29 protein-coding genes are annotated in these 26,007 nt (G+C 71.5%); all 29 read right to left on the minus strand.

Going from position 1 to position 26,007, the window contains the following annotated elements; genetic code table 11:
• Entirely contained in the window at positions 1 to 621 is a 621-nt protein-coding gene (locus tag EDC34_RS08670) for a protein phosphatase CheZ (RefSeq protein ID WP_114960394.1), read from the minus strand.
• A complete protein-coding gene (cheY, locus tag EDC34_RS08675; protein WP_114960395.1) occupies positions 618 to 1,010 on the minus strand; it encodes a chemotaxis response regulator CheY in 393 nt (130 codons plus the stop codon). Before cheY ends, EDC34_RS08670 begins: the two co-directional genes overlap by 4 nt.
• Before the next feature lie 90 nt (positions 1,011 to 1,100).
• The gene (locus tag EDC34_RS08680; protein ID WP_114960396.1) at positions 1,101 to 1,850 is read right to left on the minus strand and encodes an RNA polymerase sigma factor FliA; all 750 of its coding nucleotides are present in this window, start codon (positions 1,848 to 1,850) and stop codon (positions 1,101 to 1,103) included.
• Positions 1,847 to 2,722, minus strand: a complete 876-nt coding sequence (locus tag EDC34_RS08685; RefSeq protein WP_114960397.1) for a P-loop NTPase — start codon at positions 2,720 to 2,722, stop codon at positions 1,847 to 1,849. The genes EDC34_RS08680 and EDC34_RS08685 overlap by 4 nt, the downstream gene beginning before the upstream one ends.
• Positions 2,694 to 4,244 (minus strand): flagellar biosynthesis GTPase FlhF, encoded by a 1,551-nt coding sequence (flhF, locus tag EDC34_RS08690; protein ID WP_114960398.1) that lies wholly within the window; start codon positions 4,242 to 4,244, stop codon positions 2,694 to 2,696. The genes EDC34_RS08685 and flhF overlap by 29 nt, the downstream gene beginning before the upstream one ends.
• Positions 4,245 to 4,289: 45 nt before the next feature.
• A complete protein-coding gene (flhA, locus tag EDC34_RS08695; protein ID WP_114960399.1) occupies positions 4,290 to 6,380 on the minus strand; it encodes a flagellar biosynthesis protein FlhA in 2,091 nt (696 codons plus the stop codon).
• Positions 6,377 to 7,519 carry a flagellar biosynthesis protein FlhB gene (gene flhB, locus EDC34_RS08700; protein WP_114960400.1) on the minus strand — a complete coding sequence of 381 codons (1,143 nt, stop codon included), beginning with the start codon at positions 7,517 to 7,519 and terminating at the stop codon, positions 6,377 to 6,379. Before flhB ends, flhA begins: the two co-directional genes overlap by 4 nt.
• 4 nt (positions 7,520 to 7,523) lie before the next feature.
• Positions 7,524 to 8,312 (minus strand): flagellar biosynthetic protein FliR, encoded by a 789-nt coding sequence (fliR, locus tag EDC34_RS08705; protein ID WP_240311099.1) that lies wholly within the window; start codon positions 8,310 to 8,312, stop codon positions 7,524 to 7,526.
• 8 nt (positions 8,313 to 8,320) lie between these two features.
• Positions 8,321 to 8,590: a flagellar biosynthetic protein FliQ gene (locus tag EDC34_RS08710; protein ID WP_114960401.1), complete on the minus strand. Its 270-nt coding sequence runs from the start codon at positions 8,588 to 8,590 to the stop codon at positions 8,321 to 8,323.
• Positions 8,591 to 8,645: 55 nt separating this feature from the next.
• Positions 8,646 to 9,479, minus strand: coding sequence for a flagellar type III secretion system pore protein FliP (gene fliP / locus EDC34_RS08715; protein ID WP_114960402.1), 834 nt, complete (start codon positions 9,477 to 9,479; stop codon positions 8,646 to 8,648).
• Positions 9,476 to 9,943, minus strand: a complete 468-nt coding sequence (gene fliO / locus EDC34_RS08720) for a flagellar biosynthetic protein FliO (protein ID WP_114960403.1) — start codon at positions 9,941 to 9,943, stop codon at positions 9,476 to 9,478. The genes fliP and fliO overlap by 4 nt, the downstream gene beginning before the upstream one ends.
• A gap of 9 nt (positions 9,944 to 9,952) precedes the next feature.
• Positions 9,953 to 10,291, minus strand: a complete 339-nt coding sequence (gene fliN, locus EDC34_RS08725) for a flagellar motor switch protein FliN (protein WP_114960404.1) — start codon at positions 10,289 to 10,291, stop codon at positions 9,953 to 9,955.
• A complete protein-coding gene (fliM, locus tag EDC34_RS08730) occupies positions 10,288 to 11,283 on the minus strand; it encodes a flagellar motor switch protein FliM (protein ID WP_114960405.1) in 996 nt (331 codons plus the stop codon). The genes fliN and fliM overlap by 4 nt, the downstream gene beginning before the upstream one ends.
• Before the next feature lie 13 nt (positions 11,284 to 11,296).
• Positions 11,297 to 11,791, minus strand: coding sequence for a flagellar basal body-associated FliL family protein (locus tag EDC34_RS08735; RefSeq protein ID WP_114960406.1), 495 nt, complete (start codon positions 11,789 to 11,791; stop codon positions 11,297 to 11,299).
• Positions 11,792 to 11,977: 186 nt separating this feature from the next.
• Entirely contained in the window at positions 11,978 to 13,621 is a 1,644-nt protein-coding gene (locus EDC34_RS08740) for a flagellar hook-length control protein FliK (RefSeq protein WP_114960407.1), read from the minus strand.
• Positions 13,621 to 14,067 carry a flagellar export protein FliJ gene (gene fliJ / locus EDC34_RS08745; RefSeq protein ID WP_114960408.1) on the minus strand — a complete coding sequence of 149 codons (447 nt, stop codon included), beginning with the start codon at positions 14,065 to 14,067 and terminating at the stop codon, positions 13,621 to 13,623. The genes EDC34_RS08740 and fliJ overlap by 1 nt, the downstream gene beginning before the upstream one ends.
• The gene (fliI, locus tag EDC34_RS08750; protein WP_114960409.1) at positions 14,064 to 15,440 is read right to left on the minus strand and encodes a flagellar protein export ATPase FliI; all 1,377 of its coding nucleotides are present in this window, start codon (positions 15,438 to 15,440) and stop codon (positions 14,064 to 14,066) included. Before fliI ends, fliJ begins: the two co-directional genes overlap by 4 nt.
• Before the next feature lie 136 nt (positions 15,441 to 15,576).
• Positions 15,577 to 16,152 carry a FliH/SctL family protein gene (locus EDC34_RS08755; protein WP_114960410.1) on the minus strand — a complete coding sequence of 192 codons (576 nt, stop codon included), beginning with the start codon at positions 16,150 to 16,152 and terminating at the stop codon, positions 15,577 to 15,579.
• Positions 16,149 to 17,147, minus strand: coding sequence for a flagellar motor switch protein FliG (gene fliG / locus EDC34_RS08760; RefSeq protein ID WP_114960411.1), 999 nt, complete (start codon positions 17,145 to 17,147; stop codon positions 16,149 to 16,151). The genes EDC34_RS08755 and fliG overlap by 4 nt, the downstream gene beginning before the upstream one ends.
• On the minus strand, positions 17,140 to 18,807 hold the full coding sequence (fliF, locus tag EDC34_RS08765) for a flagellar basal-body MS-ring/collar protein FliF (RefSeq protein ID WP_114960412.1): 1,668 nt from the start codon (positions 18,805 to 18,807) through the stop codon (positions 17,140 to 17,142). Before fliF ends, fliG begins: the two co-directional genes overlap by 8 nt.
• 75 nt (positions 18,808 to 18,882) lie before the next feature.
• Complete coding sequence (fliE, locus tag EDC34_RS08770; protein ID WP_114960413.1) at positions 18,883 to 19,275, minus strand: flagellar hook-basal body complex protein FliE; 393 nt, start codon at positions 19,273 to 19,275, stop codon at positions 18,883 to 18,885.
• A 60-nt stretch (positions 19,276 to 19,335) separates the two neighbouring features.
• On the minus strand, positions 19,336 to 20,856 hold the full coding sequence (locus EDC34_RS08775; RefSeq protein ID WP_114960414.1) for a sigma-54 dependent transcriptional regulator: 1,521 nt from the start codon (positions 20,854 to 20,856) through the stop codon (positions 19,336 to 19,338).
• Complete coding sequence (locus tag EDC34_RS08780; protein ID WP_114960415.1) at positions 20,853 to 21,251, minus strand: response regulator; 399 nt, start codon at positions 21,249 to 21,251, stop codon at positions 20,853 to 20,855. Before EDC34_RS08780 ends, EDC34_RS08775 begins: the two co-directional genes overlap by 4 nt.
• 19 nt (positions 21,252 to 21,270) lie before the next feature.
• Positions 21,271 to 22,677 (minus strand): RNA polymerase factor sigma-54, encoded by a 1,407-nt coding sequence (gene rpoN, locus EDC34_RS08785; RefSeq protein ID WP_114960416.1) that lies wholly within the window; start codon positions 22,675 to 22,677, stop codon positions 21,271 to 21,273.
• A 133-nt stretch (positions 22,678 to 22,810) separates the two neighbouring features.
• Positions 22,811 to 23,374: a PilZ domain-containing protein gene (locus tag EDC34_RS08790; protein ID WP_114960417.1), complete on the minus strand. Its 564-nt coding sequence runs from the start codon at positions 23,372 to 23,374 to the stop codon at positions 22,811 to 22,813.
• Complete coding sequence (locus tag EDC34_RS08795; RefSeq protein WP_114960418.1) at positions 23,371 to 23,676, minus strand: hypothetical protein; 306 nt, start codon at positions 23,674 to 23,676, stop codon at positions 23,371 to 23,373. The genes EDC34_RS08790 and EDC34_RS08795 overlap by 4 nt, the downstream gene beginning before the upstream one ends.
• Before the next feature lies 1 nt (position 23,677).
• The gene (fliS, locus tag EDC34_RS08800; protein ID WP_425477475.1) at positions 23,678 to 24,067 is read right to left on the minus strand and encodes a flagellar export chaperone FliS; all 390 of its coding nucleotides are present in this window, start codon (positions 24,065 to 24,067) and stop codon (positions 23,678 to 23,680) included.
• 12 nt (positions 24,068 to 24,079) lie between these two features.
• Positions 24,080 to 25,426: a flagellar filament capping protein FliD gene (fliD, locus tag EDC34_RS08805; protein ID WP_114960420.1), complete on the minus strand. Its 1,347-nt coding sequence runs from the start codon at positions 25,424 to 25,426 to the stop codon at positions 24,080 to 24,082.
• Positions 25,427 to 25,558: 132 nt separating this feature from the next.
• A complete protein-coding gene (locus EDC34_RS08810; protein ID WP_114960421.1) occupies positions 25,559 to 25,975 on the minus strand; it encodes a flagellar protein FlaG in 417 nt (138 codons plus the stop codon).
• Positions 25,976 to 26,007 lie beyond the last annotated feature (32 nt).

Below are 26,007 nucleotides of genomic sequence, written 5' to 3' on the forward strand. Positions count from 1 at the left end.
TCAGATCCCGAGCGCGGCCAGCAGGTCGTTGGCCTCGTCCTGGGTCGCCGCCGGGGCGTCCACGCCCGCGACCGCCGGCCCGTGGCCCTGTTCGTCGCTGGTGTGCATGGCCTGGATGTCGCCCAGGCCGGTCTGCAGCGAGCGGATCAGGTGGATCACGCGCTGGATGATCTGGCCGGTGAGGTCCTGGAAGCTCTGCGCCTCGACCATCGCGGACAGGCGGGTGCGGATCGCCTCCACCGTGGCGGCGTGCTCGGGGCCGAAGGTGGCGAGCAGGCCACGGCATTCATCCGCGAGGTCCAGCGTGCGCATGCTGGCTTCCTCGGTCATCTTGACCACGTGCTCCAGCCGGCTGCAGGCATCGGGCAGGCTGCCGGAGGCGTTGGCCTGCGCGGCGGCCGGCATGCGCGCGTCGATGGTGCGCTCCAGCTCGTCCAGCTCGCGCGCGAGCTTGACCAGGCTCTCCACCACCGGCTGCCGGCGCCATTCCAGCAGGGAGTCGAGATGGTGGCGCCAGGCCTCGGCGTCGCCTGCTTCCAGCGCGGACATCGCCGCGTGCAGGCGGCCGATCACGTCGGCCTGGTCGGCGGGGATCGCCGGCGGGCGCGCGGGCATGCTCATGCCACTTTCTCCATGCGCTCGAAGATCTTGTTGAGCTTGTCCTCGAGGGTGGCGGCGGTGAACGGCTTGATGATGTAGCCGTTCACGCCGGCCTGCGCGGCCTCGATGATCTGCTCGCGCTTGGATTCGGCGGTCACCATCAGCACCGGGATCCTGGACAGCGCGGCGTCCGCGCGGATCGCCTTCAGCAGCTCGATGCCGGGCATGCCGGGCATGTTCCAGTCGGTGATGACCAGGTCGAAATGGCCCTTGTGCAGCTCGATCAGCGCGGTCGAGCCGTCGTCGGCCTCGGCGGTGTTGGTGAAGCCGAGGTCGTTGAGCAGGTTCTTGACGATGCGGCGCATGGTCGAGAAATCGTCAACGATGAGGATGCGGATGCCCTTGTCCATGTCGAATCCTGTAGGTGTGCGCAGTGGCTATCGGCCGCCGGGCCGAAAACTTGATGTGACGGGCTGCCCGGAACGCGAAGCGCGCCCGGGTCAATCCTCGTCGTCGTCCAGTTCCCCGCGCCAGTCGGTCAGGCGCGCGCGCAGGCGCAGCATGGCCTGGCCGTGGATCTGGCACACCCGCGATTCGCTGACGTTGAGCACCGAGCCGATCTCGCGCAGGTTCATCTCCTGCTCGTAGTACAGCGAGAGCACCATCTTCTCGCGCTCCGGCAGGTTGTCGATGGCCTCGCCCAGGGCCACCCGGAACGCGCTCTGCTCGAACCGGCGGGCGGGGGTGGCGTTGTCGTGCTGGCCCAGCCGGGGCTCGCCGTCGTGCTCCTCGACGTATTCGTCCAGGCTCAGCAGCTGGCCGCGGGCGGCGTCCTGCAGCACCTGGTGGTAGTCGTCCACGCTCATGCCCAGCGCACCGGCGATTTCCTGGGCGGTGGCGGCGCGGCCCTCGCGCTGCTCGATCGCGCGGGTGGCGGCCACCACGTCGCGGTAGCGGCGGTGGACCGAGCGCGGCACCCAGTCGCCGGCGCGGATCGCGTCGATCATCGCGCCGCGGATGCGGATCGAGGCGTAGGTCTCGAAGGTTGCGCCCTGGTCGGACTGGAAGTTCCGGGCGGCTTCGATCAGGCCGATCATGCCGGCCTGGATCAGGTCGTCCACCTCGACGCTGGACGGCAGCCGTGCGGCGAGGTGGTGGGCGATGCGGCGGACCAGCTCCGAATGCCGTGCCACGATGGCAGCGGCATCGCCGTTCTGCTGGGCGCGGTACTGGGCGGCCTTGGTGTTCATGCGCAGGCGCTCCCTTGCGCGGCGATCAGCCGCTCGGTGAAGAACTCGACGTGGCCGCGGGGCCCTTGCGGGGCCTGCCACTGGCTGATCCTGGCGGCAAGTTCGCGGAATGCCAGCGAGGAAGGCGCGCCGGGGAAGGCATCCACCACCGGCTCCTGGCGCTGCACCGCCACCCGCAGCCATTCATCGCGCGGGATCGCGCCGAGGTAGGACAGGGTGATGTCGAGGAAGCGCGAGGTGACGCGTTCCAGCTTGTCGAACAGGGCCTTGCCCTCGGTGGGATTGGCCACCTGGTTGGCCAGCACCTCGATCCGGTTGACCCCGCGGTCGCGGCTGAGCACCTTCGCCAGTGCATAGGCGTCGGTGACCGAGGCGGGCTCGTCGCAGACCACCAGGATCACGTCCTGCGCGGCCTGGCAGAAGGTCAGCACGCTGTCGGAGATGCCGGCGGCGGTGTCCACGACCATCACGTCCAGCGGGAGGTCGAGCTGCGAGAACGCATTCACCAGCCCGGCATGCTGCTGCGGCAGCAGTTCGGTCATGTGGCGCTTGCCCGAAGCGGCCGGCACCACCAGCAGCCCGCGCGGGCCTTCGATGATGGTCTCGCGCAGTTCGCAGCGGCCGGCGAATACGTCGGCCAGGGTCAGGCGCGGCGACAGCCCCAGCATCACGTCGACGTTGGCCAGGCCAAGGTCGGTATCCAGCAGCAGGGTGCGCTGGCCGGACAGCACCATCGCCATCGCCAGGTTGATGGACACGGTGGTCTTGCCGACGCCGCCCTTGCCGCCGGTGACGGCGATCACGCGCGGCGCGGTGGGGACGGGGGAGTGCGGGCGAGGGGGCTCAGGCGAATGCATGGTGGCCGTCGTCATGGTGTGGGGTGGCCGCCGGCGCGCGGCGCGGGAACTCGAGGGCTTCGGCCAGACCGGTGGCGTCCGCCAGCGCGATGTCGTCCGGCACGCACTGCCCGGCGGTGGTGTAGGCCAGCGGCAGGCGGTGGTGCGCCAGTACCGACAAGGCTGCACCCGGACGGGTGGTTTCGTCCAGCTTGGTCAGGATGGCGCCCTCCGGCGCGGCCGGGCGGTAGCGCCGCAGCAGTTCGTCGAGGTCGGCCGGGTGCGCGTTCGCGGGCAGCACCAGCAGGCTGCGCACGTTGCTGGCGGCGCGCACCCACAGGATCTGGCGCAGCAGGGCGCGGTCGCGCAGGCCGTGGCCGGCGGTGTCGATCAGCACCAGCGGATAGTCGGCCAGTTGCTCCAGCACCCGCGCCAGGGCGTCCGGGCCTTCGGCGTCGCAGACGGTGATGCCCAGCCGCCGGCCCAGCACATGCAGCTGCTCGCGGGCGCCGGCGCGGGCGTTGTCGGCGCTGATCAGGGCCACGTCGCGGGCGCGGTGGCGGGCGGCATAGCGGGCGGCGAGCTTGGCGATGGTGGTGGTCTTGCCGGCACCGGTCGGGCCGAGCACGGCGAGGATGCCGCCGGCATCCAGCGCCTCGTCGGGCAGCACCGGCAGGTGCGCGGCGAGGGCCGCGCGCAGCGGCGCGGCGATCGTTTCCGGCGCCAGCGTCGGATCGATGGCAGCGGCGACCTGCTGCGCCAGCGTTTCGTCGCAGCCGAACGCGGCCAGTGCGTCCAGTGCCGCCGCCCGCGCCGGCGCGCCGCGCAGGCGCTCGCCCGCCAGCTGGCCGAGTTCGCGTTCGATGATCTTGCGCATGGCCGCCAGCTCGGCGCGCATCGCGGCCATCGCGGGGTCGGGATCGACGCCACGCAGGGCTGGGGCGGGGCGCGGGGACTCCGGCGTGGTCGCGGCCGGGGCATCCGCCGGCATGCGCACCGGCATGTCTGCCGGAACGTCGGTCGGGACGGCCGTCGGCGGATCGACGGTGGCCTGTGCCGGCAGGGTGGCGGGCGCGGAGCGCGGCGCGGCCGTCGGCGTCGGGGCAGCGGCGCGCGGGCCCTTCAGCACCGCCATCACCTGCTCCAGGCGGCTGGAGGGGCGCTCATTGCTGGTCGGCGCGGGGCGCGGGGTGCGCGCGGGAACCGGCTCGCCATCCACGTGGAAGACCGCGCGGCCCTGCGCAGGTTCGGGCAGGCGTGCGCGCAGCACGGCGGCGAAGTCCTCCGGGGCGGGCGACGTGCCGGTCACAGCGGCGGGAGCGGGCGAGGTCGGCGCGGTGGGGGCCGCAGGGGCGGCCGGGGCGCGCGGCGCCTCGGGCGCGCCGATCGTGCGCAGGGCCTGCTGCACCACGGCTTCGTCGTAATCGGTGGCGGCCACCACTTCCACCCCGTCGCTGGCCTGCCGGCTGGACAGGATCACCGCATCCGGCCCCTGTTCCTCACGCACCATCCGCAGCGCGGTGCGCATGTCGGGGGCGTTGAAACGCTTGATTCTCATGTTGCTGCTCCGCTGCGGACTTGCTCATTGGCGGGCACACGCCCGTCATCCGATCGCACCCAGCAACCGCAACCGTTTGTCTTCCGGCACTTCGCCATACGCCAGGACCGACAGCTGCGGAACGCTGTGACGCACCAGCCGCGAGATGGCTGCGCGGATCCCGCCCGGGACCAGCAGGATCGCGGGTTCGCCGCGTTGCTCCTGACGGGTCACGCACTCGCTGAGGCTCTGGTGCAAACGCTCGGCGAGTCCGGGTTCCAGCGCGGCCCCTTGGCCGTTGACCGAATCTTGCAAGATGCGTTCCAGCTGCGGGGCCAGGGTGAACACCGGCACCTCCTGCGCCATGCCGACGAGTTCCTGAACAATGAACGGCCCCAGCGCGACCCGCACGGCGGCGGTCAGGGTGGCCGGGTCCTGGGTGTGGATGCCGTGCTCCAGCAGGGCCTCGACGATCCGCCGGATCTGCCGCAGCGGCACCTTCTCGGCCAGCAGCGACTGCAGCACCTTCACCACCACCGACATCGGCAGCAGCTTCGGTGTCAGCTCTTCGACGAGCTTGGGCGACGCCTTGCCGACGCTCGCCAGCAGCTGCTGCACTTCATCGTGGCCCAGCAGTTCGGCCGCGCGTTCGCGCACCACGTGCGAGAGGTGGGTGGCGACCACGGTGCCGGCATCGACCACCGTATAGCCCAGCGATTCGGCGTGCGCGCGCTCGCCCGGCAAGATCCACACTGCGTCCAGCCCGAACGCCGGGTCCTTGCCCGGGATGCCGTCCAGGCGCCCGAACACCCGGCCCGGGTCCAGCGCCAGCATGCGGTCGGGGTACAGCTCGCCGCTGGCCACCGGCACCCCGTGCACCAGGATGCGGTACTGGCCGGCGGCCAGTTCCAGGTTGTCGCGCACGTGCACCGCGGGGATCAGGAAGCCGAGGTCCTGGGTCAGCTTGCGGCGCACGCCCTTGAGACGGGTCAGCAGCTCGCCGCCCTGGCTTTTGTCCACCAGCGGGATCAGCTTGTAGCCGACTTCCAGCCCCAACGGCTCCACCGGCGCCACTTCGTCCCAGCTCAGCTCCGCCAGCGCGGTGCCGCCCGGGCTGGCGGCGGTCGCTTCCGCCGCGGGCTGCGGGCTGGCCTCGCCCGGGTCGCGCATGCGCCAGGCCGCGAACCCGAGCGCGCCGGCCAGCAGCAGGAACGGCAGGTTGGGCATGCCCGGCACCAGCCCGATCAGGCCCAGCAGGGTGGCGGCCACCGTCAGCGCGCGGCGCTGCCCGAACACCTGGGTGCTCACCGCATCGCCCATTTCCTGCTCGCGGGTGGCGCGGGTCACCAGCATCGCCACCGCGGTGGACACCAGCAGCGCCGGAATCTGCGCCACCAGGCCGTCGCCGATCGCCAGCAGGGTGTAGGTCTGCATCGCCTCGCCGAAGCCGAGGCCGTGCTGGAGCATGCCGATCAGGACGCCGCCGACCAGGTTGATCGCCAGGATCAGCAGGCCGGCGATGGCGTCGCCGCGCACGAACTTGCTGGCGCCGTCCATCGAGCCGTAGAAGTCGGCCTCGTTGCGCACTTCCTCGCGCCGCAGCTTGGCCTCGTCGCGGGTCAGCAGGCCGGCGTTGAGGTCGGCGTCGATCGCCATCTGCTTGCCGGGCAAGGCGTCGAGGATGAAGCGCGCCGACACCTCGGAGATGCGCCCGGAGCCCTTGGTCACCACCACGAAGTTGATGATGGTGAGGATGGCGAACACCACGATGCCGACCGCATAGCTGCCGCCGACCACGAAGTTGCCGAACGATTCGATCACGTGCCCGGCCGCCGCGCCGCCCTGGTGGCCGTGCAGCAGCACCACGCGGGTCGAGGCCACGTTCAGCGACAGGCGCAGCAGGGTGACCATCAGCAGGACGCTGGGGAAGATCGAGAACTCCAGCGGCCGGCGCACGTACACCACCGCCAGCAGCACCATCAGCGACAGGCCGATGTTGATGGTGAACAGCGCGTCCAGCAGGAACGGCGGCAGCGGCACCACCACCATCGACAGCATCGCCAGCACCACCACCGGGGCGGCGGCGCCGGTGCGCACGGCGTGGCTGATCGCGGCCAGTGCGCCGGACTGCGGGCGGTCGTTGGGCAGCGTGCTCATCGCGGCGCCTGCCCGTCATCCAGCGCCGGGTCCAGGGTCACCGCGGGCAGGCGCGGCATCGGCCCGTGCTTCGGGTGCCAGCGGCGCAGCTGGAACACGTACGACAGCACCTGCGCCACCGCCGCGTACAGCGCGGCCGGGATTTCCTGGTCCAGCTTGGCGTGGCGGTACAGCGCGCGCGCTAGCGGCGGCGCCTCGACCTGCGCCACCCGGTGCGCCTGCGCGATCTCGCGGATCTTCAGCGCGATCTCGTCCACCCCGGTGGCCACCACCTTGGGCGCGCGCATCTTGCCCGGCTCGTACTTCAGCGCCACCGCGTAATGGGTCGGGTTCACCACCACCACGTCGGCCTTCGGCACCGCCTCCATCATCCGCTGCTGCGCGATCCGCATGGCCATCTGCCGGATCTTGCTCTTGACCTGCGGGTTGCCCTCGCTTTCCTTGAACTCGTCGCGGATCTCCTGCTTGGTCATCTTCAGCTTCTCGCGCCACGACCAGCGCTGGTAGGGCACGTCGATCGCCGCCAGCAGGGCCATCGAGCCGACCATCGCCGCGAGCGCGTGCAGCATGAAGCCCAGTCCGTCGGCCACCGCGTGTTCCACCGATTCCTGCTGCAGCGACGGCATCGCCACCAGCGCGCGATGCACCACCCAGTAGCCCACCGCGCCGACCAGCAGGATCCGCAGCAGCGAGCGCAGCAGTTCCACCTGGCCTTCGCGGTTGTACATGCGGGCCAGCCCGGCCATCGGGTTGAGGCGGCCGAAATTCGGCTGCAGCGCCTGCCCGCTGAAGCGCAGGCCGCTCATGATCGCCGGGGAGATGAAGCAGGCGGCCAGTGCCACCGCCACCAGCGGGACGGTGGGCAGCACCAGGCCGCCGAGCAGGCTGGCGGCGTGCGCCAGCAGGCGGTCCTGGTGCCCGACCAGCGACGGGTCGAACGCCAGCGCGTCGTGCATCCAGCCGAGCGAGGCACGCGCGACCCCCGGCCCCATCACCAGCAGCGAGACCACCGAGGCGCCCAGCACCGCCACGTTGGCCAGCTCGCGCGAGCGCGGCACGTCGCCGCGCTTGCGGGCATCTTCCAGGCGTTTGCTTGTCGGGGCTTCTGTGCGGTCTTCGCGATCGGCGGCTTCGCTCATCGTCTCAATCCGTGACGGCGCGGGCGGCCTCGAATGCCTGCCCGAACAACGCCTGCACTGGATCAAGCAACTCGCGTGCCAGCACCACCAGCAGGGCCAGGCCCACCAGCAGGGCCACCGGCATGCCGATCTGGATCGGGTTGAACTGCGGGGCCGCGCGCGACAGCACGCCCATGACCGTGTTCACCGCCAGCATCGCCACCGTCACCGGCAGCGACATCAGCACCGCCGCGCGCAGCACCGCCGGGAAGAACGCCGGCAGCACCGACAGGAAATGCGACAGGTCCGCCAGCGGCTTGCCGATCGGCTGCGCGCGGTAGCTGTCGGCCAGCAGCTGGATCAGCGCCACGTGCGCATTCAGGCTGAAGAACACCAGCCCGAAGATCAGGTAGAACCAGGTGGACAGCACCGGCACCTGGGTCTGGTTGGCAGGGTCGGCCATGGTGGCGAACGACAGCGCCATGCCCTGCGAGGCGAATTGCCCGGCCAGCATCCCGGCCTCGAACGCCAGCTTGATCAGCAGCCCGATGGACAGGCCGATGGCGAATTCGCGCAGCACGTTGAGGGCGGTGGCGGCATCCACCGCGGCCGGCGGCGGGGCCGGCAACATCCCCGACAGGGCGGCCGCCAGCACCAGGGTGAACAGCATGCGCGCGCGCCGCGGCACGCCCTTGCCGCCGATCGCCGGCAGCACCTGCATGGCGGCGCCGATCCGGATGGAGTGCCAAAGGACCGTCGCCAGCATCCCGAACAGGTTCAACCCGTCGGCGGTGGTCAGGGTGACGGTGTCCACGGCCGCGTTCAGCCGATCAGGTGCGGGATCTGCTGGAACAGCTCGGTGGTGAACGAGACCAGCCGGCCCAGCAGGAAGTGCCCGGTCAGCGCCAGGGTGGCCACCAGCGCGCCGACCTTGCACACGAAGGCCACGGTGGGCTCGTTGATCGAGGTGGCGGCCTGCAGGATGCCGACCACCACGCCGGTGCCGAGCACCGCCAGCAGCAGCGGCGCGCCCAGCAGCAGCGCCAGCTGCAGGCCTTGGGAAATCTGCGAAAGGGCCATTTCGGGGGTCATGCGGGGGCTCCGTGGGGAAGCGGGCGGCGCCGGGAGGTGGGCGTCGGCGCGGCGGTCATATCGGATTGAAGCTGCCTGCGATCGAGCCGACCACCAGCACCCAGCCGTCTACCAGCACGAACAGCAGGATCTTGAACGGGGCCGAGATCAGCATGGGCGAGAGCATCATCATGCCCATCGACATCAGCACGCTGGCCACCACCAGGTCGATGATCACGAACGGGATGTAGATCAGGAACGCGATCTCGAACGCGGTCTTCAGCTCGCTGGTCAGGAACGAGGCCGCCAGCACGCCGAACGGCACGTCCTGCGGGGTGGCATAGGGGCCGCTGCCGGACATCCCGGCGAAGGTCATCAGGTCGTTCTCGCGCACCTGCGCCAGCATGAAGGCACGGAACGGCGCCGATGCCGCGGCCCAGGCGCTGCGGAAATCCATCTGGTGGTCCAGATAGGGCGCGATGCCCGCGGTCCAGGCCTGGTCCAGCACCGGCTGCATGATCATCGCGGTGAGGAACAGCGCCAGCGCCAGCAGGATCTGGTTGGACGGTGTCTGCCCGGTGCCCAGCGCCTGCCGCAGCAGGCTGAGCACGATGATGACGCGGGTGAATGCGGTGATCCCCAGCAGCAGCGCCGGCAGCAGGGTGATGCCGGTCATCAGCAGCAGCACCTGCATCGGCATGCTGACCGGCTCCTTGCCGATCTGCCCCACGGTCACCGCCGGCAGGTCCGGCAGCGGCGCACCCGCGGCCGGCGCGGTGGCGGCGGCCGGGGCAGATGCCGCCGTTTGCGCCAGCGCGGGCACCGCGCAGGCCAGCAGCACCAGTGCGACCAGGACCAGCAGGCCGCGCCGCCAGGCGCCGGCCGCAGGGGCGGGGGAGTGCCGGTTCATGCCTTCTTCCTGAAATGCTGGGCCAGCACCTGCGCGAACGGCGAGGCCGCCGCGGGGGCCGGCACGGCGTCCGGCAGGGGCTGCTCGAGGGTGTGCAGCAGGCGGGTGCCGGAGGCACCGCTGGACAGCAGCAGCTGGGTGCTGCCGACTTCCACCACCAGCAGGCGTTCGCGCGCGCCCAGCGCCAGCGAGGTCACCACCCGCAGCCCGCCGTGGCGCGCCAGCGCGAAGCCGGGCATGCGCCGCGCCAGCCAGGCCAGGCCGAAGATCAGGCCGATCACCAGCGCCAGCGCGAACAGGGTGCCGCCGATGGTGCCGGCGGCGCTGGGTGCAGCCGGGGCATGCGCAGGCTGCAGCGCCAGCGCATGGGTCTGCACCGGGCGCGGCGGTGGCACGGCCGGCTGTGTTGCGGCCGGTGCGGCCGGAACGGGCTGCGCGGCGGAGGCGGGAGTGGCGTCCTGCATGGCGGCGGCTCAGCGCAGGCGCTTGATGCGTTCGGCCGGGCTGACCACGTCGGTCAGGCGCACGCCGAAGCGGTCGTTGACCACCACGACCTCGCCCTGCGCGATCAGGGTGCCGTTGACGTACACGTCCAGCGGTTCGCCGGCGCCGCGCTCGAGTTCCACCACCGAGCCCTGGTTGAGCTGCAGCAGGTTGCGGATCGGGATGCGCGCGCGCCCGACCTCCAGCGACAGCGAGACCGGGACGTCGAGGATGACCTCCAGGTTGAGGTCGCTGCCGTTGCCGGTGCCGGCCTCGGCGGTCAGCGGCTCGAAGGCGGCGCGGGTCGGGTCGTTTTCGGTCGTGCTCATGGCTTGGCCTGGGAATCCTGGTTGGAACGAAGTGTGTGCACCGCGGTGATCTTCACCGCGTTGCGCCCGTTGTGGACGCCGAATTCACCGGAGAACAGCGGCAGGTGCTCGACCTGCAACGGCACCTCCTGCCGGATGTCCAGCGGGATGACGTCGCCGACCTTGAGCCGGCTCAGTTCGCGCAGGCTGATCTGGCGCTCGGCCAGCACGCTGCTCAGTTCCACCTCGGCGTCCTGCAGCTGCGCGCGCAGCGCGCGCGTCCAGCTCTCGTCCTTCTCGACCCGGTCGCTCTGCACGCCGGCGTCCAGCTGTTCGCGGATCGGCTCCAGCATCGCCCACGGCAGGGCCAGGTGCAGTTCGCCGCCGCCGCCTTCCAGGTCCACGTGGAAGCGGCAGACCACGATGTATTCGCGCGGGCTGATGATGTTGGCGAAGTGCGGGTTGACCTCGGAATTGAGGTATTCGAACTCCACCTGCATCACCGGCGCCCACGCCTCGGTGAAATCGGCGAAGGTCTGCTTCAGCAGCAGCTGGATCACCCGCATCTCGGTGGGGGTGAACTCGCGGCCCTCGATCCGGGTGTGGTACTTGCCGTTGCCGCCGAAGAAGCTGTCCACCACGGTGAACACCAGGCGCGGCTCGAACATCACGATGGCGGTGCCGCGCAGCGGCTTCATCTTCACCAGGTTGAGGTTGGTGGGCACGTGCAGCGAGTGCATGTACTCGCCGAAGCGCACCATGTCGATGCCGCGCACCGACAGGTCGGCCGAACGCCGCAGCAGGTTGAACAGGCCGATCCGCCAGGTCCGCGCAAAGCGCTCGTTCACCATCTCCAGGGTCGGCAGGCGGCCGCGGATGATGCGTTCCTGGGTGGCGAAGTCATAGGCGCGTACCTCGCCTGGGGCGGGCGGTGGTTCGGTATCCACCACGCCGCTGTCGACGCCGTGGAGGAGGGCGTCGATCTCGTCCTGGCTGAGCAGGTCGGAGCTCATCGCGGCGTCCCGGTCACTGGATCACGACACTGGTGAACAGCAGCGCATCCACCTTGTCGGCGGCGTGCTGCGCCTTGAGCACCGAGCGCACCTCGTTCAGCGCCTGCGCCTGCAGGCGTTCCTTGCCGGCGCGCCCGACGAGCTGTTGCGAGGTCTGCTGCCCGAACAGCAGCAGCAGCCGGTTGCGGATCAGCGGCGTGTGCAGCGCGATCGCAGCGGCGGTTTCCGGGTCGCGGGTCTGCAGCTGCACGTCGGCCTGCAGGTATTTCACGGTATCGGCATCGGCCAGGTTGACCACGAAGGCCGGGTCCATGGCGATGTACTGCGCCGGCGGCAGCGGCTTGGGCCCGGAGTGCGCCGGCTTCATGAAGAAGAATGCCGCGCCGCCGCCACCGCCGGCCAGCACCACCAGGATCAGGATGATCCACAGCAGCTTTGCGGATTTCTTCGGCGGCGGATTGGCCGCGGGCGCAGCGGTGGCCGGGGCCGGTTTTGCGGGAGCTGCCACGGGTGATTCGTCCTTGGAATGGCGTTGGCCTGCATCATGCAAACGCCATGCCGCAGGCGGACCGGCAAGCGCCCGGCGGGGACGCAGGCGCGGCCGACAGCGGCCGCCCGTTGCGGCAAACGGGCGCCATCCACCGGACCGCGACGGGCGGGACGCGCCCGGGGCAGCGGGGCCAGAACGCCGGCGTCAGGCGTATTCGTCGAGCAGGCCGCGGCCGCGACGGGATTCCGGCGGCCGCGGCGTGGTCGTCGCCGGTTCCCCCTCCGCCGTACTGCCGGCACCCGTGGCGCCGGCGGCGGAGCCACGCCGCCCCTGCGCCTGCGCCTGGCCCTGGCCGACGCCGGCATGCGCCAGCTGCAGGCCGTGCTGCCCCAGCAGCTCGCGCAGGCGCGGCAGGCTGGATTCCAGCGCCTGCCGGACCTCGGCATGCGGGCTGTGGAACTCGGCACGCACGTCGCGGCCGTCCACCTGCACCCGGATGTCGATCGGGCCCAGATGCTCCGGCGCGACCCGGATCTGGGCGTGGCCCAGCTTCTGCGCCGCCATCCAGGCCAGATGGTCGCCGAGGCTGTCGTCATAGCCGGTGGCGGGGTCGGCAGGCTGTGCCAGCGGCGCGGCCACTGCCGCCGGCGTGGGCGCGGTGGTGGGCGTGGTGTGCTGCGCAGTGGCGGCCAGCATCGCCGGGAAGTGCAGGGTGCCAAGGCTGGGCACCTCGCCGCTGCCGGCCTCTGAGGCGGCGGTACGCGGCGCTGCCGGGGCGGTCTCCAGCGCCTGCATCAGCGCGAGCGGATCGGACGCTGCACTGGAGGCCGGCAGCGGGCCGGATGCGGCCACCGTGGCCGATGCCGGGGCGATGGCCGCCAGCGCCGGGGGCGGGGTCTCCGCTTGGAGGGCGGGCGGGGTCGGCATGGCGGGCCCGTTTGCCGCCGCGGGCAGCCACGGCATGGGCACGCCCGGCGGCAGCGGCAGGGGGACTGCCGCATCGCTCCCGGGCGCCGGTGCCGGGGCTGCACCGGCAGGGCCGGCTGCCGTGGGGGCGACAGTGGCCGCCGCCACGAGGATCTCGCCGCCGGTCGCGCCGCGGTTGGAGGACGACGCCCCGCCGCCGCGCAGGAGCTCGAACAGGGCGCTGGCCGGCAGGCTGCCCGCCGTGGCCGCCGGCAGGCGCGGGGCATCCGTCGGCGCGGGCGGGATGATCCCGGGCGAGGCGGTGCGCAGGATCGGCGGCCGCCGGCGGGCGGAACCGTCACCGCCGGCGGCCGCATCCCGCAGGGACGCGGGCAGTGCCGGGGTGCTGGCGGACTCCGTGCCATCGGCCACGACCGGCCGCAGGGCGGCCTCGACCGCATCGGCGACGGCATCCCGGCGCAGCCCGGGCAAGTCGGGCTGCGTGGACGGCACGGGCGGCGCAGATGGGCGGGTGGCAAGCGCGGTAAGCGCGTCCGGCACGGCCTGCGGGGAGGTGACAGGGCCGGCCGGCAGCGCATCCGGCAAAGGCAGGGAGGGCGTGGCAGCAGCCGGTGCGGCGGCGGCCGGCAAACCCGGCATCTGCGCCAGCATCGCCATCATCGGCGCCACGTCGTCGGGCGCTGCCTCGGCAGCGGCGGATGCGCCGGGTTTCGCGGGCTGGTGCTTGCCGGGCGCGGCCAGCGCGGGCGGGTTGGCCGCTGCTGCGTCAGCCTGCGCCGAGGGCTCGGCCTCCAGCAACAGCTGGAACGCACCGGCCACCGGCGCGTCATCGCCAGCGGCCTCGCCGGCCGGCAGCTTGCCCGCCGCCGCCATCAGCGCCAGCGGCCCGGTGGGAAGCGGCAGGCTGGCGGCTTCGCCCATCACGGTTCGCCCGCCTCGCGCGCGGCGCGCACGCGGCGGCCACCGAGGTCATCCAGCTCGCGCTGTTCGCGCTGGCTGGCCACCCGCTGTTCCTCGCTGCGGTAGCTGGCCGCCAGCTGTTCCAGCACCTTGTTGTCGCGGCTGGCCAGCAGCAGGCGGGCACGCTCGATCTCGCGGTTCTGGCGCGAGACATCCACCGCCTGCGCCTGCTGCTGCAGGGCGACGTCGAGCTTGGCGCGGAACGCCACGTGGTTGGCCAGCATCGCCGGGGCCAGGGTGCTGCCGGCGGGGGCCGGGGAATAGCTGTCGGCATACTGCTTCAGCAGGTCCAGCCGCTGCTGTTGCTCGTTCAGCGCCTTGTCGCGCTCGGCCAGTTGCCTGGCCACCGCGTCCTGGCGTTGCTGGGTGACGCGCAGCAGGGGGTCGAGGCGTTGCGAGCGGGTCATTGTGCGATCTCCGGGGTCCCGTCGAGCAGGCGGGCGAGGGCATTGCGGCTGGCTTCCACGTCGGCCGATTCGGTGACGTCCTGGGCCAGGAACTGCAGGATCTGCGGCCACAGCGCCAGGGCGTCGTCCACCACCGGGTCGTTGCCGCGCTGGTAGGCGCCGATGGCGATGAGGTCGCGCTGGGCGTTGTAGGCCGCCATCAGTTGCTTGAGGCGGCGGATGCGGGCGCGCCAGGCCGGGTCGGTGATGTCCTGCATCACGCGGCTGACCGACACTTCCACGTCGATCGCCGGGTACAGGCCGGCGTCGGCGATCCGGCGGGTGAGCACGATGTGGCCGTCGAGAATGGCGCGGGCGGCGTCCGCGATGGGTTCCTGCTGGTCGTCGCCTTCGGTCAGCACGGTGTAGAACGCGGTGATCGACCCACGGCCATCGGCCCCGTTGCCGGCGCGCTCCACCAGCGCCGGCAGGCGCGCGAACACCGACGGCGGGTAGCCGCGGGTGGTAGGCGGCTCGCCGACCGACAAGCCGATCTCGCGCTGGGCGTGGGCGAAGCGGGTGAGGGAGTCCATGAGCAGCAGCACATGCAAGCCCTGATCCCGGAACCATTCGGCGATGGCGGTGGCGCGCAGGGCGCCGTGCAGGCGCGCCAGCGGCGGGCGGTCGGCCGGGGCGGCCACCACCACTGCGCGGCGCAATCCTTCCGGGCCCAGCGTGCTTTCCACGAAATCGCGCACTTCGCGGCCGCGTTCGCCAATCAGCCCGACCACGATGACGTCGGCGGCGGTGTAGCGGGTCATCATGCCCAGCAGCGTCGATTTGCCGACGCCGGAGCCGGCGAACAGGCCGACACGCTGGCCGCGGCCGATCGGCAGCAGGGCGTTGATGGCGCGCACGCCGACGTCCAGCGAGCGGGTGATCGGCTCACGCATCAGCGGGTTGATCTGGGTGCCGGCCAGGCCGACGAAATCCTCGGCACGCAGCGGCGGGCGGCCGTCCAGCGGAACGCCGTCGCTGTCGATCACGCGGCCCAGCAGGCCTTCGCCCACCGCCACCTCGCCGCGGCTGGAGCCGGTGATCACGCGCGCATTCGGCAGCAGTCCGGACAGGTCGGAGGTGGGCATCAGGAAGGTGCGGTCGCCGGCGAAGCCGACCACCTCGGCATCCACCCAGCGCCCGCCGCTGGTCTCCACGCTGCAGCGTGCGCCCAGCGGGGCACTGCAGCCGGTGGCTTCCAGGGTCAGGCCCACCGCGCGCCGCAACACGCCTTCGCGGACCATGCCCATCGCTTCCAGGCGCGGGTCGGCCGCGCGCAGGCGCGCAGCCAGGCGCAGGCTGCGGGCTTCATTCCATTGCGCGGCGGCGATGCTCATCGGTGGCCTCCCGCCCGGAACGCGGAATCGATCACGTCCATGTTGCGCTGCGGATCACGTCCCGGCGTGCATATCCAGCGCCTTTTCACGCCACTCCGCAAGTGCGCCGTGGATAGGGGCGACGGACGGCGGGCGTTCATGCGTGCTCCCCGGCCAGGCTCTGCAGCGCGGTATTCAGGCGCGCGGCCAGGCTACCGTCGATCCGCACGCTGTCGGCGTGCACCCGCAGGTCGCCGCGGGCCAGGGTGAGGTCGGGCACCAGCCGCACGCCGTCCAGCGGCGGCAGGTGCGGGGTGAGCATGGCGATGTCGTCCGGATGCAGGCGCAGTTCCAGCTGGCGGGTTTCGCTGCCGCTGATCTCCAGCGCCTCGCGCACGAGCGCGGCCAGCAGCGCCGGATCGGCGGCGTAGCTGCGCCCCAGCAGGGCGCCGGCGATGCGCACGGCCAATGCGCCCAGGGCATCCCCGACTTCCGCGTCCAGGCGCGCCAGCGGGCGCGTGAACGCGTCCAGGATGCCCTCCATCTGGGCCACGATGCGGCGGATCTCCGCCTGCCCGCTGGCCAGGCCTTCGGCGTGCCCGCGCGCGTAGCCTTCCGCGCGCGCCGCTTCCTCGATGGCCTGGAGCTCCTCGACGCTGGGCAGGCCGCGCTGCTCCGGCGGCGGGGGCGGCGGCACCAGCTCGGGAGCCGACCAGCGCACCGCCGCGCTCATACGAAGACCTCGGCCTTGGCCGCCAGCTGGATGGTGCCGTCATCGGCCATCTTGCGCACGATCGCCAGGATTTCCTTCTGCGCCGCCTCGACCTCGGCCAGCCGCACCGGGCCGCGCGCCTCCATGTCCTCCACCAGCATTTCCGCGGCGCGCTGCGACATGTTGCTGATGATCTTGTCCTTCACCTTCGGGTCGGCGCCGCGCAGCGCCAGCGCCAGCTTGTCGGCGGCGACTTCGCGCAGCACGGTCTGGATCGCGCGGTCGTCGATGTCGGCGAGGTTGTCGAATACGAACATCAGGTCGCGGATCTTGCCGGTCAGCGGTTCGTCGATCTGGGCGATCGCCTCCAGGATCTTCTCGTCCATGCCGCCATCCATGAAGTTGAGGATGTTGGCAGCGACCTTGACGCCGCCGATGGTGGACGACTTCAGGTTCTGGTTGCCGGCGAACTGCTTGGCCATCACGTCGTTCAGCTCGTTGAGCGCGTGCGGCGGGATGCCATCGAGGGTGGCGATCCGCACCAGTACGTCCGAGCGCACGCGCTCGGGCAGGAACTTCAGCGCTTCCGCGGCCTGGTCGGGATCCAGGTGGGACAGCACGATCGCGATGATCTGCGGGTGCTCGTTGCGCACCAGGTCGGCGATCGCGCGCGGCTCCATCCACTTCAGGGTGTCCAGGCCGGTGGTGTTGCGGCCCATCAGGATGCGGTCGATCAGGCTGCTGGCGCGGTCCTCGCCCAGTGCCTGCACCAGCACCGCGCGCACGTATTCGTCGGCGCCGCTGCCGAGGCTGGGACGCTCGAGGGTGGTGACGAATTCGTCGATCACCTTCTCGACTTCCTCGCGCGAGACGTTGCCGACCGAAGTCATGGCCACGCCCAGCTTCTGGACTTCCTTGGCGCCCATGTGCTTGAGCACTTCCGCGGCCTGCTGCTCGCCCAGCGAGAGCAGGACCACGGCCGCGCGCTGCACGCCGGAGAGAGCGAATTCAGCCATCGGAGTTCACCAGGTCACGCACCACCGCCGCCACCCGCTTGGAGTCGCTGTTCACCGCCGAGCGGGCCGCCTGAATCTTTTCCTCGAAACTGTTGCGCGCCGCCTGCTGCTCTTGGGTGAGGGCCGGATGCGGCATCTGCCCGCCTTCCTGTTCCACCAGCAGGGCCTCGGGGATCGCCTGCGGCAGGGCGACCTTCGGCGTGGTCAGGGCGCGGAACGCCGGCCGCAGCACGAACCAGATCACCAGCATTAGCGCGATCCCACCGAGCAGGGTGCGCAGCAGGTCGCGGGCGCGCGGGTCCTCCCAGAACGGCGCGGACGGCGCGTTGTCGGCAACGGTGTCGCGCGCGAACGGCGAGTTGACCACGCTGACCGCATCGCCGCGCTGGCTGTCGAACCCGATCGCCTGCTGCACCAGGGTCTGGATGCGGCTGATCTCGTTCGCGGTCAGCGCGCGCTCGGTGGGCTTGCCGTTCTTGCCGGGCGGCCCGGCGATGTTGTCCACCAGCACCGCGGCGGTGATCCGGCGGATCTGCGACGGCGCCTTGCGGGTGTGGGTGAGGGTGCGGTCGATCTCGTAGTTGCGGACCGCGCTGCGGCTGTTGCTGCCGCTGTTGGAATTGGTGGCGCTGCTGTTGCCACCGGGGCCGCCGGCCTGCGGCGCCGCACCCGGGGTGTTGGAGGCGCTGCCGGGCACGCCTTGGGCCGGCCCGCCGCTGCCGCCGGCATCGCTGGTGTTGGTGGTGGCGACCTGGGTGCCGGTTTCGGACACCTGCTCGCTGCGCACCAGACCGGCCTGCGGGCCGTAGACCTCGCGCGCTTCCTCGGTCTGCGAGAAATCCATGTCCACGCTCACTTGCGCGCGTACCTTGCCGGGGCCGGTGATCGGCTCCAGCAGGGCCTGGATGCGCTGCGCGAACACGGCCTCCTGGCGGCGCTGCTGTTCGTACTGCTTGGCGGCGATGGCCGCATCGCTGTCGGGGTCGGGGTTGGAGAGCAGGCGGCCGAACTGGTCCACCACGGTGACGTTGCCCGGCGGGAGTTCCGGGATCGACGAGGCCACCAGGTGCACGATCGCGTCCACCTGGCCCGGCTCCAGGCTGGCCCCGCTCTGCAGCTGCAGCACCACCGAGGCGCTGGCCGGCTCGCGCTGGCGGGTGAATGCCGAGGGCTTGGGCAGCGCCAGGTGCACCCGCGCCTCGCGCACCGGGCGCAGGTTGGTGATGGTGCGCGCCAGCTCGGTTTCCAGCGCGTGCTGGTAGCGCGCGTTCTCCACGAACTGGCTGGTGCCGAAGCCCTGGTCGCCTTCCATCGCCTCGAAGCCCTTGCCGTCGCCGGTGCCCAGGCCAGCCCCGGCCAAGGCCATGCGCGCCTCGCCCAGCTTGTCCTCGGGCACCGACAGCAGCCCGGTGGCCGGGTCGATCTTGAACGGCACCTGGGCATTGCGCAGCAGGTCGCGCGCCTCGTTGGCGGTCTTGGCGTCCAGCCCCGGCAGCGGGGTGTAAGCCGGCTTCTGGGTCCAGAAGAACAGCCACAGGCCCAGCGCGATCGCCGCCGCCACCGTGCCCAGCGTGAGCAGCTGCCGCACCAGCGGGATGTCCTGCAGGCGGCCCAGCTTCTTCAGGTCGTCGGGGGTCTTGGGGAGGGCGATGGCGCTCATGGGGCGGGGGGAAGCTCGAAGGACGGAATTAAGGTGCGGAAGGAGGGGGCGGCGTCAGGCACGGCCCGCGCCCGGCTAGATCGGCATGTTCATCACTTCCTGGTACGCCTGGACCAGGCGGTTGCGGACTTCCACGGCGGCCTTGAACGCGACCTGCGACTGCTGCATGGCCACCATCACCCGCGCCAGGTCGGCGCGCGGATCGCCCAGTTCGAACGCCTGCTGGAGTGCACCGGCGTCGTTCTGCGCCTTGCTCACGCCATCGATGGCGTTGTTGAGGGTTTGCTGGAAGTCCGAGCCGGCCGGCCGCACCCCGCCGATGGCATTGGAAGGCGCGGCATCCCCCGCCGGCCCGGCGCCGCCCAGTCCGCCCACGCCAGGCATGCCGGCGGCCCCGGCGAGGGCCCCCTGGGTCCGCAGCTCGTGGGCGCGGATCTGGGAGAGGATCGAGCTGATGGCGTCGGTCATCTCGGCATCGGAAGGAAACGGGTCTGGCCAACCTCAAGCAAAACCCGTGCCGCGGATGCGTCAAGATTCCCGCGCGTCGTCCTCCGGCCCGGCGTCGCCGCTGCGGGCGATGCCGTACTTGCGCAGCTTCTCCAGCAGGGTGGTGCGGCGCAGGCCCAGCAGCGGGGCGGCATGCGCGACCACCCCGCCGGTCTGCTGCAGGGCCTGCCGGATCAGCTCGTTCTCGATCTCGGCGATGTGCTGGCGCAGGTCCAGGCCGCCGGCGGGCAGCGACACCAGCGGCGAGAGGGTGGCTGGATCGGGGGATGCGGGGGGTGCCGGCGCGGCGGCACTCGCGGGCGCTGGCCTGGCGGCAGGCGTCGGGCTGGGCACGACCGCAATGGCAGGGGCTTCGTCCACCGGCGGCGGCAGGCTGAAATCGGCCGGGACCGCCGCGCGGTAGCGCGCCGGCAGGTCGTCCAGCCCCACCCGGCCATCCGGGTTCAGTACCGCCAGCCGCTCCAGCAGGTTTGCCAGTTCGCGCACGTTGCCCGGCCAGTCGTAGTGCTGCAGGGCGGCGATCGCCTCGGCGGTCAGGCTGACCCGGCCGCGGCCGGACTCCGCCAGCTGGCGGGTGATCGCGGCCACCAGGTCGGGCAGGTCGTCGCTGCGCTCGCGCAGGGCGGGCATCTCGATCGGGAACACGTTGAGGCGATAGAACAGGTCTTCGCGGAACTTGCCCTCGGCGATATGCGCTTCCAGGTTGCGGTGGGTGGCCGCGACCACCCGCACGTCGCACGGGATCGCGGTGCCGCCGCCGACCCGCTCGAACACCCGTTCCTGCAGGGCCCGCAGCAGCTTGACCTGCATCGCCATCGGCATGTCGCCGATCTCGTCCAGCAGCAGGGTGCCGCCCTCGGCCATCTCGAAGCGGCCCTTGCGCTGGGTCAGGGCGCCGGTGAAGGCGCCTTTTTCGTGGCCGAACAGCTCGCTTTCCAGCAGGTCCGGCGGGATCGCGCCGCAGTTGATGGCCACGAACGGCTTGTCCCGGCGCGGCGAGCGCGCGTGGATGGCGCGCGCCGCCACCTCCTTGCCGGTGCCGGATTCGCCCAGGATCAGCACGGTGGTGTCGAACCGGGCCACCTGGTCGATCATCCGGTTCAGCCGCAGCACGGCGGCGCTGCGGCCGGTGGGCCCCACCTGCGGCAGCTCGCGGCGGGCATCGTCGTCCATGCGCTTGATGCTGGCGCGGCGCAGCACGTCCTGCAGCTGGTTGCGGCGGATCGGGTAGGCCAGCGGCCACACCATGTCGGGGTGGATGTGCCGGCGCCAGCCCGCGTCGTCGCCGTGGTCGGGCAGGGCGATCAGCGGCGGATGCAGCGGCTGCCCGGCCAGCCAGTGGACGAAGGCGTCCCAGGCCTCGGGATCGCCCACGTCGCCGGCGATCACCGCCACCCAGTCGCTGGCGCGGGCCTTGGAAAGGTCGAGGTCGGCCGCGTCCACCACCACGCGCGGGGTGAAATCCATGAAGTCCAGCAGCGTCGCCAGCCGCTCGGTGCGGGCGTCGTCGGCATCGACCACGAGGATCCGCGATTCGCTCATGCGCGGCCCTCGTCAGCGGCCTGCCCGTCCGCCAGTCGCTCCAGCAGCGGCAGCACTTCCTGCATGTAGTTGAGCTTGCTGATGAAGGCATCGCAGCCGGCGCGCTGGGCGTGCTCGCGGTGCTCGTTGTCGTCGAAATGGCTGACGATCGCCACGAACGGCGGCGCGTCCTGGGCCTTGATCAGGCGCGTGGCCTGCAAGCCGCCCATTTCCGGCATCGCCAGGTCCATCAGCACCACGTCGGGGCGAAGGGCCTCCGAGCGCGCCACCGCCTCGATCCCGTTGGCCGCGGTGCCCACGATCTCCACCCACGGATGCTTGCGCATGTGGCGCAGCACCGCGTTGATGAAGCCCTCGTGGTCGTCCACGAGCAGCACCCGGATCGTGTTCGGCATCGCATCCCCCGTCATCTGGTCAACCCGCACGCGCCATCCGCGTCCCGCCGCCGGCAGCGCGCTTGCGCTCGCGGGCGGGGGCGATGGCCAACTGCTCACGATACTTCGCCACCGTGCGCCGCGCCACGCGGATGCCCTGGCGCGCCAGCAGCGCCGCGATCGCATCGTCCGCCAGCGGGGCATGCGCGGGCTCGCTCTCGATCAGGCGGCGCACCATCGCCTTGATTGCCGCGCCGGAGACATCGGCACCCTCCAGCCGCACCGCGAACAGTTGCTTGAGCTCCAGCGTGCCGCGCGGGGTCTGGATGTACTTGCCGGTGGTGATGCGCGAGACGGTGGACTCGTGCATGCCGATCTCCTCGGCCACGTCCTTCAGGGTCAGCGGCGCGATGGATTCCTCGCCGTGTTCGAGGAAGGCCTGCTGGCGCGCCACCAGCACGCGCGCGGTCTTGAGCAGGGTTTCGTTGCGGATGCCCAGGCTGCGCAGCATCCAGCGCGCCTCTTCGAGCAGCCCGCGCATGCCCTCATGCCCGCTGGCGGCCTGCTCGGCGTAGGCGCACAGGCGCAGCCGCGGCTGGCTGCGGGTATTCAGGCGCACCTGCCAGCCGCCGTTGGCGCGCCAGGCGATCACGTCGGGGACGATATAGGCCGGCTCCGGCTCCGGTGGCTGCTCCACCGGATGCGGCTGCAGCGAGAGCACCAGCGACACCGCCGCGGCGATTTCCTCCGACGTGGCGCCAAGCGCGGCGGCCAGCCCGGCCTGGTCGTGGCGGGCCAGCAGGTCCAGGTGCCCGGACACGATCTGCATGGCCAGCGTGCGCGCGGGGCCCGGGGGCAGGGCGCGCAGCTGGGCCAGCAGGCATTCGCGCGGATCGGCCGCGGCCATGCCCGGCCACTCGCCGTCCAGCAGGCGTTGGCGGGCGGCCAGCAGTTCGTCGGCGCTGACGCCGGCCAGTTCCTCGCGCAATTGACTGGCGCCCTGCGCGGCCAAGGCGTCCGGTGGGCCTTCCAGATAGCCGCGGTCGTCGCAGCAATCCAGCCAGTAGGCGGCCAGCGCCAGCTCGCGCGGCGTGCTGCGCAGGGCCATCTGGTCGAGCAGGCGCTGGCGCGGGTCGGAGGACTGCCCGGCGGCGATGCGGGCGGTGGGGTCGTCGTCGGGATCGCCGGCATAGCCTCCACCGGACAGGAACATCGGCTCCGGAAGTTCGTCCCAGGCCGCGGCCTCCAGGCCGGCGCGCTCCGCTTCGGCGGAGGCCGGCAGCGGTTCGTCTTCGGGTTCCTGCTCCAGCAGCGGATTGCGCTCGAGCAACTGCTGCAGTTCCTGCTCCAGTTGCAGCGAAGTCACCTGCAGCAGCCGGATGGACTGCAGCAGCTGCGGGGTCAGCGCCATCTGCTGCCCCATCTTCGCCTGCAAGCTTGCCTTCATCCAACGCTCCCGGACGTCACTGCCTGCCGGCTCCAGCGCACGGGCCCGGCGTGGTCACTATCGGGAAAAAGCGCGGAAATGTCGAGTTTCCGACGCATGGCGGGCGCCTGCTTCCGGAGCCATTCGCGGTGGGTCAGGCGCCGCGCCGGCGCTCGGCCACCGCCTGCCGATGGCGGCGGAACAGGTGCCGCTCCAGCGCGGAGGCGACTCCGGGCGTCAGGGGGTCGAAGCACAGCCACAGCAGTGGCGCGCCCGGCGCGTCCTGCGCCGGCCCGATCGCGATCACGCGGGCGGGCAGGGCCAGCGACTCCGGCAGCCAGGGCGCGGCCTGGATCCGGAACAGCCCGGTATCGCCCACGGCGACATCCGGCGTGGCCGGCAGGCGTGCACCCAGCGCGGACCACTGCAGGCTGACCTCGGTGGCCGCCTCGGCCGCGCGTCCGAGCTGGCCGACCAGTGCCAGCAGTAGATCGAGTTTCGCTTCGATCCGGCGCAGCGCCGCACCCTGGGCGGCGTCCTCTTCCTCGGCGCGGTTGTCCTCGATCACCGCGATCGCGCCCAGGCCGCTCTCGGCGCGCAGGCACAGCGCCTCCGCCTGCCGGGTTTCCAGCGGCTGAGGGGCAAACCCGGCGCGCACATGTTCCCGGCAGGCCAGGGCCTCGCCGAACAGCAGGGCGTCGGCGGACTCCGGGGTCATCCGCCGGATCGCAGGTAGGCCAGCGCACCGCGCTGGTGGCGCTGCAGCTGGCGCAGCTGCTCGCCGGTCTGGTCGCGCAGCCGGGTGAGCTCTTCCAGCAGCGCCTGCTGCTCCTGCTGCAGGTTGGCCCAGCGCTGGGCCTGGCGTGGATCCAGCAGGACATCGCCGGCCAGCGCCAGGCGCACGGCGCGGTCGTGGGCTTCCAGCAGGGCGGCCGCGGCGTCCAGATCGGCCCGCCCCAGGGCGTCGCGGATAGCCTCCACGGGCAGGGCGGGGATGTCGTCTGGCGCGTAGCGGGTCATGTCACGCGCCGGCGGGCGCGATGGCCTGCCAGGCGCCCTCGATTTCGGCGATCAGGCCGTCTACTTCCTGGAGGCGGCCGGGATCGTTGTGCAGGTTGGCCTCAACCAGCCGGCGCTGGGCATAGGTGTAGAGGGCGGACAGGCCCGCGGCGATGTCGCCACCGGCCTTGTGGTCGAGCGAGCCGTCCAGCTCGCCGATGATCATGCTGGCCTCGCTGATGGCCTGGCCCTTGCGCGCGATATCGCCTTTCTCCATGCAGGCGAGCGCCAGCTGCAGGCGCTCGCGGATGCCGGCCAGCATCAAGGCCACCAGTCGGTGCGGGCTGGCTTCGAGCACCGCGCTCTGCACGGCGGTCTGGCGGTAATGCTGGGCGGAGGCGCGTGCGTTCATGGGCATTCGCTCTTACTTGTTGAGCAGGCTGATCTGCTGGGAAACGAAATTGGAGGTGCCCTGCAACTGGGCCATCATCGTGTCCAGGGCAGTGAACTGGCGGCGGTAGGAATCTTCCAGCCGGGTCATGCGGTCCTCGAAGTCGGCGCGCTGCTTGGCTTGCGCCTTGGTGCGGTCGTCCAGGCTCTTCTGCCGGCTGGGCACCAGCCCCTGGTCGCCCAGCAGGTTCTGCAGGTTGTCGCGCAGGCCCTTGCCGAAGTCGGCGGTCTCACCGAAGACCTTCTTGATCGCGTTGGGGTCGCTGGCGAGGGCGGCGTCGAGCTTGCTGGAATCGAGGGTCAGGGTGCCGTCCACCGCGGTCTTCAGGCCGAGGGTGCTCAGGCTCTGGTAGCTGCCGCCGATCGCGTTGCGCAGGGTCTGCTGGATCGAGCGGGTGGTGGCATCACCGCTCAGCGGACCGGCCGTGGCGCCCTCGCCACCGGCCGCCGACAGGCTGCGGATCTGGGTGAGGGCGGCGTTGTAGGCGCTGACGAACCCATTGAGCGTGGCCTTGAGCGAACTGGCATCCTCGCTGACGTCCAGCGCGTACGGGTTGCCGGGATCGGCCTTGGTCAGGGTCAGGGTGATGCCGGAAATGGCGTCGCTCAGGGTATTGCCCTTGGCGGTGCGGGTGATGCCGTCGATCACCACCTGGGCGTCCTGGGCCGCATCCTTGGTGGTGATGGTGCCGCTGGTGGTGTCCAGCGCGGCCAGCCCACCGTCCCCGCCGCTGGCGGTGATCGCCACCGCGCCCGCGGTCCCGGTGGTGCGCGAGGCGATGAACAGCACGTCGCCGCTGTCGCCGCTGACCACGGTGGCGGCGACCTTGTCGCCGGCCTGGGCGTTGATGGCATCGCGGATGGCGTTGAGGCTGCCGCTGCCCGAGGCGATGGAGACATCCACCGCATCGCCGCCGCCGATGCTGATCGAGAGGGTGCCGTAGCCGAGCTGCGGCTGGCTGCCGTCGGGGTTGCGGGCCACCGCCGCGGACTGCAGGCGGTGCGCCTGCGCCAGCGATTCCACGCTGATCATGTAGCGGCCCGCTGCCGCGCCGCTGCTGGCGCTGGCCGTGAACCCCGCGCCGCTGGCCGGCGTGGCCTTGCGTCCGGACAGGCTGCCCTGTCCGTTGAATTTCTGCAGGGCGCTCTGGAGCGAGGACAGCACCGAGCTGAGGGTGCCGAACGCGGAAATCTGCGACTTGGTGTCCTGCTCGGCCGCGGTCAGGCGCTTGTCGGTGGGCGCGCGCTCGGCCGACATCAGCTGCGAGACGATGCTGTTGACGTCGAGCCCGGATCCGATGCCGGTTGCGGTGATGGCCATCTTGTCTCCTCGCCGGGCGGGCGCTTGTCCCCGGCCCGAGCCTGCCTTCTGGTTTAACGGCCCATGCCGGCGCGTCTTGAGGCGGCCGGGGCATTCACGCTATCCATGCAAGGACTGCGCCGCCCAAGCCGTTCAGGCCTGGCGATCCACCAGCCCGCTTCCGGTCTCGGCCAATCGGCGTGCCAGCGCCAGCGCAGTGTCGTCCGGGATCTGCATGAGGGTCTTGCCATTCTCATCGACGACCGAGACGACGATCTTGCCGATATCTTCCTCCACCCGGAACCGCAGGGAAGTACGCGTGCGTGACTGCGCCATCGCCTGATCGATCTGCTTCTGCAACTCCTCCGCGGCGCGCTGCTTGCGCGCCCGGTCGGCGGCCTGCGCGGACTCGATCGCGGCGGAAGCGGCGCTTGCCGCGTCCTGTTTGGCGGGCGTTGCGGGAGGGGTCGCCTGGGTGCCGGCATCCGGACGCGCCGAAACCCCGGCGGCGGGCGTCGGGGTGGCGGGGGCTCCCGCGAGGGAGGCGTTGACGGACGCGATGCTGGACATGGCGACTCATCGTTGGAACGCCGTGCGGGGAG

Origin of the sequence: Thermomonas haemolytica (assembly GCF_004346265.1) — a bacterium.
In the GTDB taxonomy this organism is placed as follows: Bacteria; Pseudomonadota; Gammaproteobacteria; order Xanthomonadales; family Xanthomonadaceae; genus Thermomonas; species Thermomonas haemolytica.

Excerpts from the sequence above, each read along its gene's own strand:
- EDC34_RS08670 (WP_114960394.1), bottom strand. The coding sequence starts at position 621 with ATGAGCATGCCCGCGCGCCCGCCGGCGATCCCCGCCGACCAGGCCGAC.
- cheY (WP_114960395.1), bottom strand. The coding sequence starts at position 1,010 with ATGGACAAGGGCATCCGCATCCTCATCGTTGACGATTTCTCGACCATG.
- EDC34_RS08680 (WP_114960396.1), bottom strand. The coding sequence starts at position 1,850 with ATGAACACCAAGGCCGCCCAGTACCGCGCCCAGCAGAACGGCGATGCC.
- EDC34_RS08685 (WP_114960397.1), bottom strand. The coding sequence starts at position 2,722 with ATGACGACGGCCACCATGCATTCGCCTGAGCCCCCTCGCCCGCACTCC.
- flhF (WP_114960398.1), bottom strand. The coding sequence starts at position 4,244 with ATGAGAATCAAGCGTTTCAACGCCCCCGACATGCGCACCGCGCTGCGG.
- flhA (WP_114960399.1), bottom strand. The coding sequence starts at position 6,380 with ATGAGCACGCTGCCCAACGACCGCCCGCAGTCCGGCGCACTGGCCGCG.
- flhB (WP_114960400.1), bottom strand. The coding sequence starts at position 7,519 with ATGAGCGAAGCCGCCGATCGCGAAGACCGCACAGAAGCCCCGACAAGC.
- EDC34_RS08710 (WP_114960401.1), bottom strand. The coding sequence starts at position 8,590 with ATGACCCCCGAAATGGCCCTTTCGCAGATTTCCCAAGGCCTGCAGCTG.
- fliP (WP_114960402.1), bottom strand. The coding sequence starts at position 9,479 with ATGAACCGGCACTCCCCCGCCCCTGCGGCCGGCGCCTGGCGGCGCGGC.
- fliO (WP_114960403.1), bottom strand. The coding sequence starts at position 9,943 with ATGCAGGACGCCACTCCCGCCTCCGCCGCGCAGCCCGTTCCGGCCGCA.
- fliN (WP_114960404.1), bottom strand. The coding sequence starts at position 10,291 with ATGAGCACGACCGAAAACGACCCGACCCGCGCCGCCTTCGAGCCGCTG.
- fliM (WP_114960405.1), bottom strand. The coding sequence starts at position 11,283 with ATGAGCTCCGACCTGCTCAGCCAGGACGAGATCGACGCCCTCCTCCAC.
- EDC34_RS08740 (WP_114960407.1), bottom strand. The coding sequence starts at position 13,621 with ATGGGCGAAGCCGCCAGCCTGCCGCTTCCCACCGGGCCGCTGGCGCTG.
- fliJ (WP_114960408.1), bottom strand. The coding sequence starts at position 14,067 with ATGACCCGCTCGCAACGCCTCGACCCCCTGCTGCGCGTCACCCAGCAA.
- fliI (WP_114960409.1), bottom strand. The coding sequence starts at position 15,440 with ATGAGCATCGCCGCCGCGCAATGGAATGAAGCCCGCAGCCTGCGCCTG.
- EDC34_RS08755 (WP_114960410.1), bottom strand. The coding sequence starts at position 16,152 with ATGAGCGCGGCGGTGCGCTGGTCGGCTCCCGAGCTGGTGCCGCCGCCC.
- fliG (WP_114960411.1), bottom strand. The coding sequence starts at position 17,147 with ATGGCTGAATTCGCTCTCTCCGGCGTGCAGCGCGCGGCCGTGGTCCTG.
- fliF (WP_114960412.1), bottom strand. The coding sequence starts at position 18,807 with ATGAGCGCCATCGCCCTCCCCAAGACCCCCGACGACCTGAAGAAGCTG.
- fliE (WP_114960413.1), bottom strand. The coding sequence starts at position 19,275 with ATGACCGACGCCATCAGCTCGATCCTCTCCCAGATCCGCGCCCACGAG.
- EDC34_RS08775 (WP_114960414.1), bottom strand. The coding sequence starts at position 20,856 with ATGAGCGAATCGCGGATCCTCGTGGTCGATGCCGACGACGCCCGCACC.
- EDC34_RS08780 (WP_114960415.1), bottom strand. The coding sequence starts at position 21,251 with ATGCCGAACACGATCCGGGTGCTGCTCGTGGACGACCACGAGGGCTTC.
- rpoN (WP_114960416.1), bottom strand. The coding sequence starts at position 22,677 with ATGAAGGCAAGCTTGCAGGCGAAGATGGGGCAGCAGATGGCGCTGACC.
- EDC34_RS08790 (WP_114960417.1), bottom strand. The coding sequence starts at position 23,374 with ATGACCCCGGAGTCCGCCGACGCCCTGCTGTTCGGCGAGGCCCTGGCC.
- EDC34_RS08795 (WP_114960418.1), bottom strand. The coding sequence starts at position 23,676 with ATGACCCGCTACGCGCCAGACGACATCCCCGCCCTGCCCGTGGAGGCT.
- fliS (WP_425477475.1), bottom strand. The coding sequence starts at position 24,067 with ATGAACGCACGCGCCTCCGCCCAGCATTACCGCCAGACCGCCGTGCAG.
- fliD (WP_114960420.1), bottom strand. The coding sequence starts at position 25,426 with ATGGCCATCACCGCAACCGGCATCGGATCCGGGCTCGACGTCAACAGC.
- EDC34_RS08810 (WP_114960421.1), bottom strand. The coding sequence starts at position 25,975 with ATGTCCAGCATCGCGTCCGTCAACGCCTCCCTCGCGGGAGCCCCCGCC.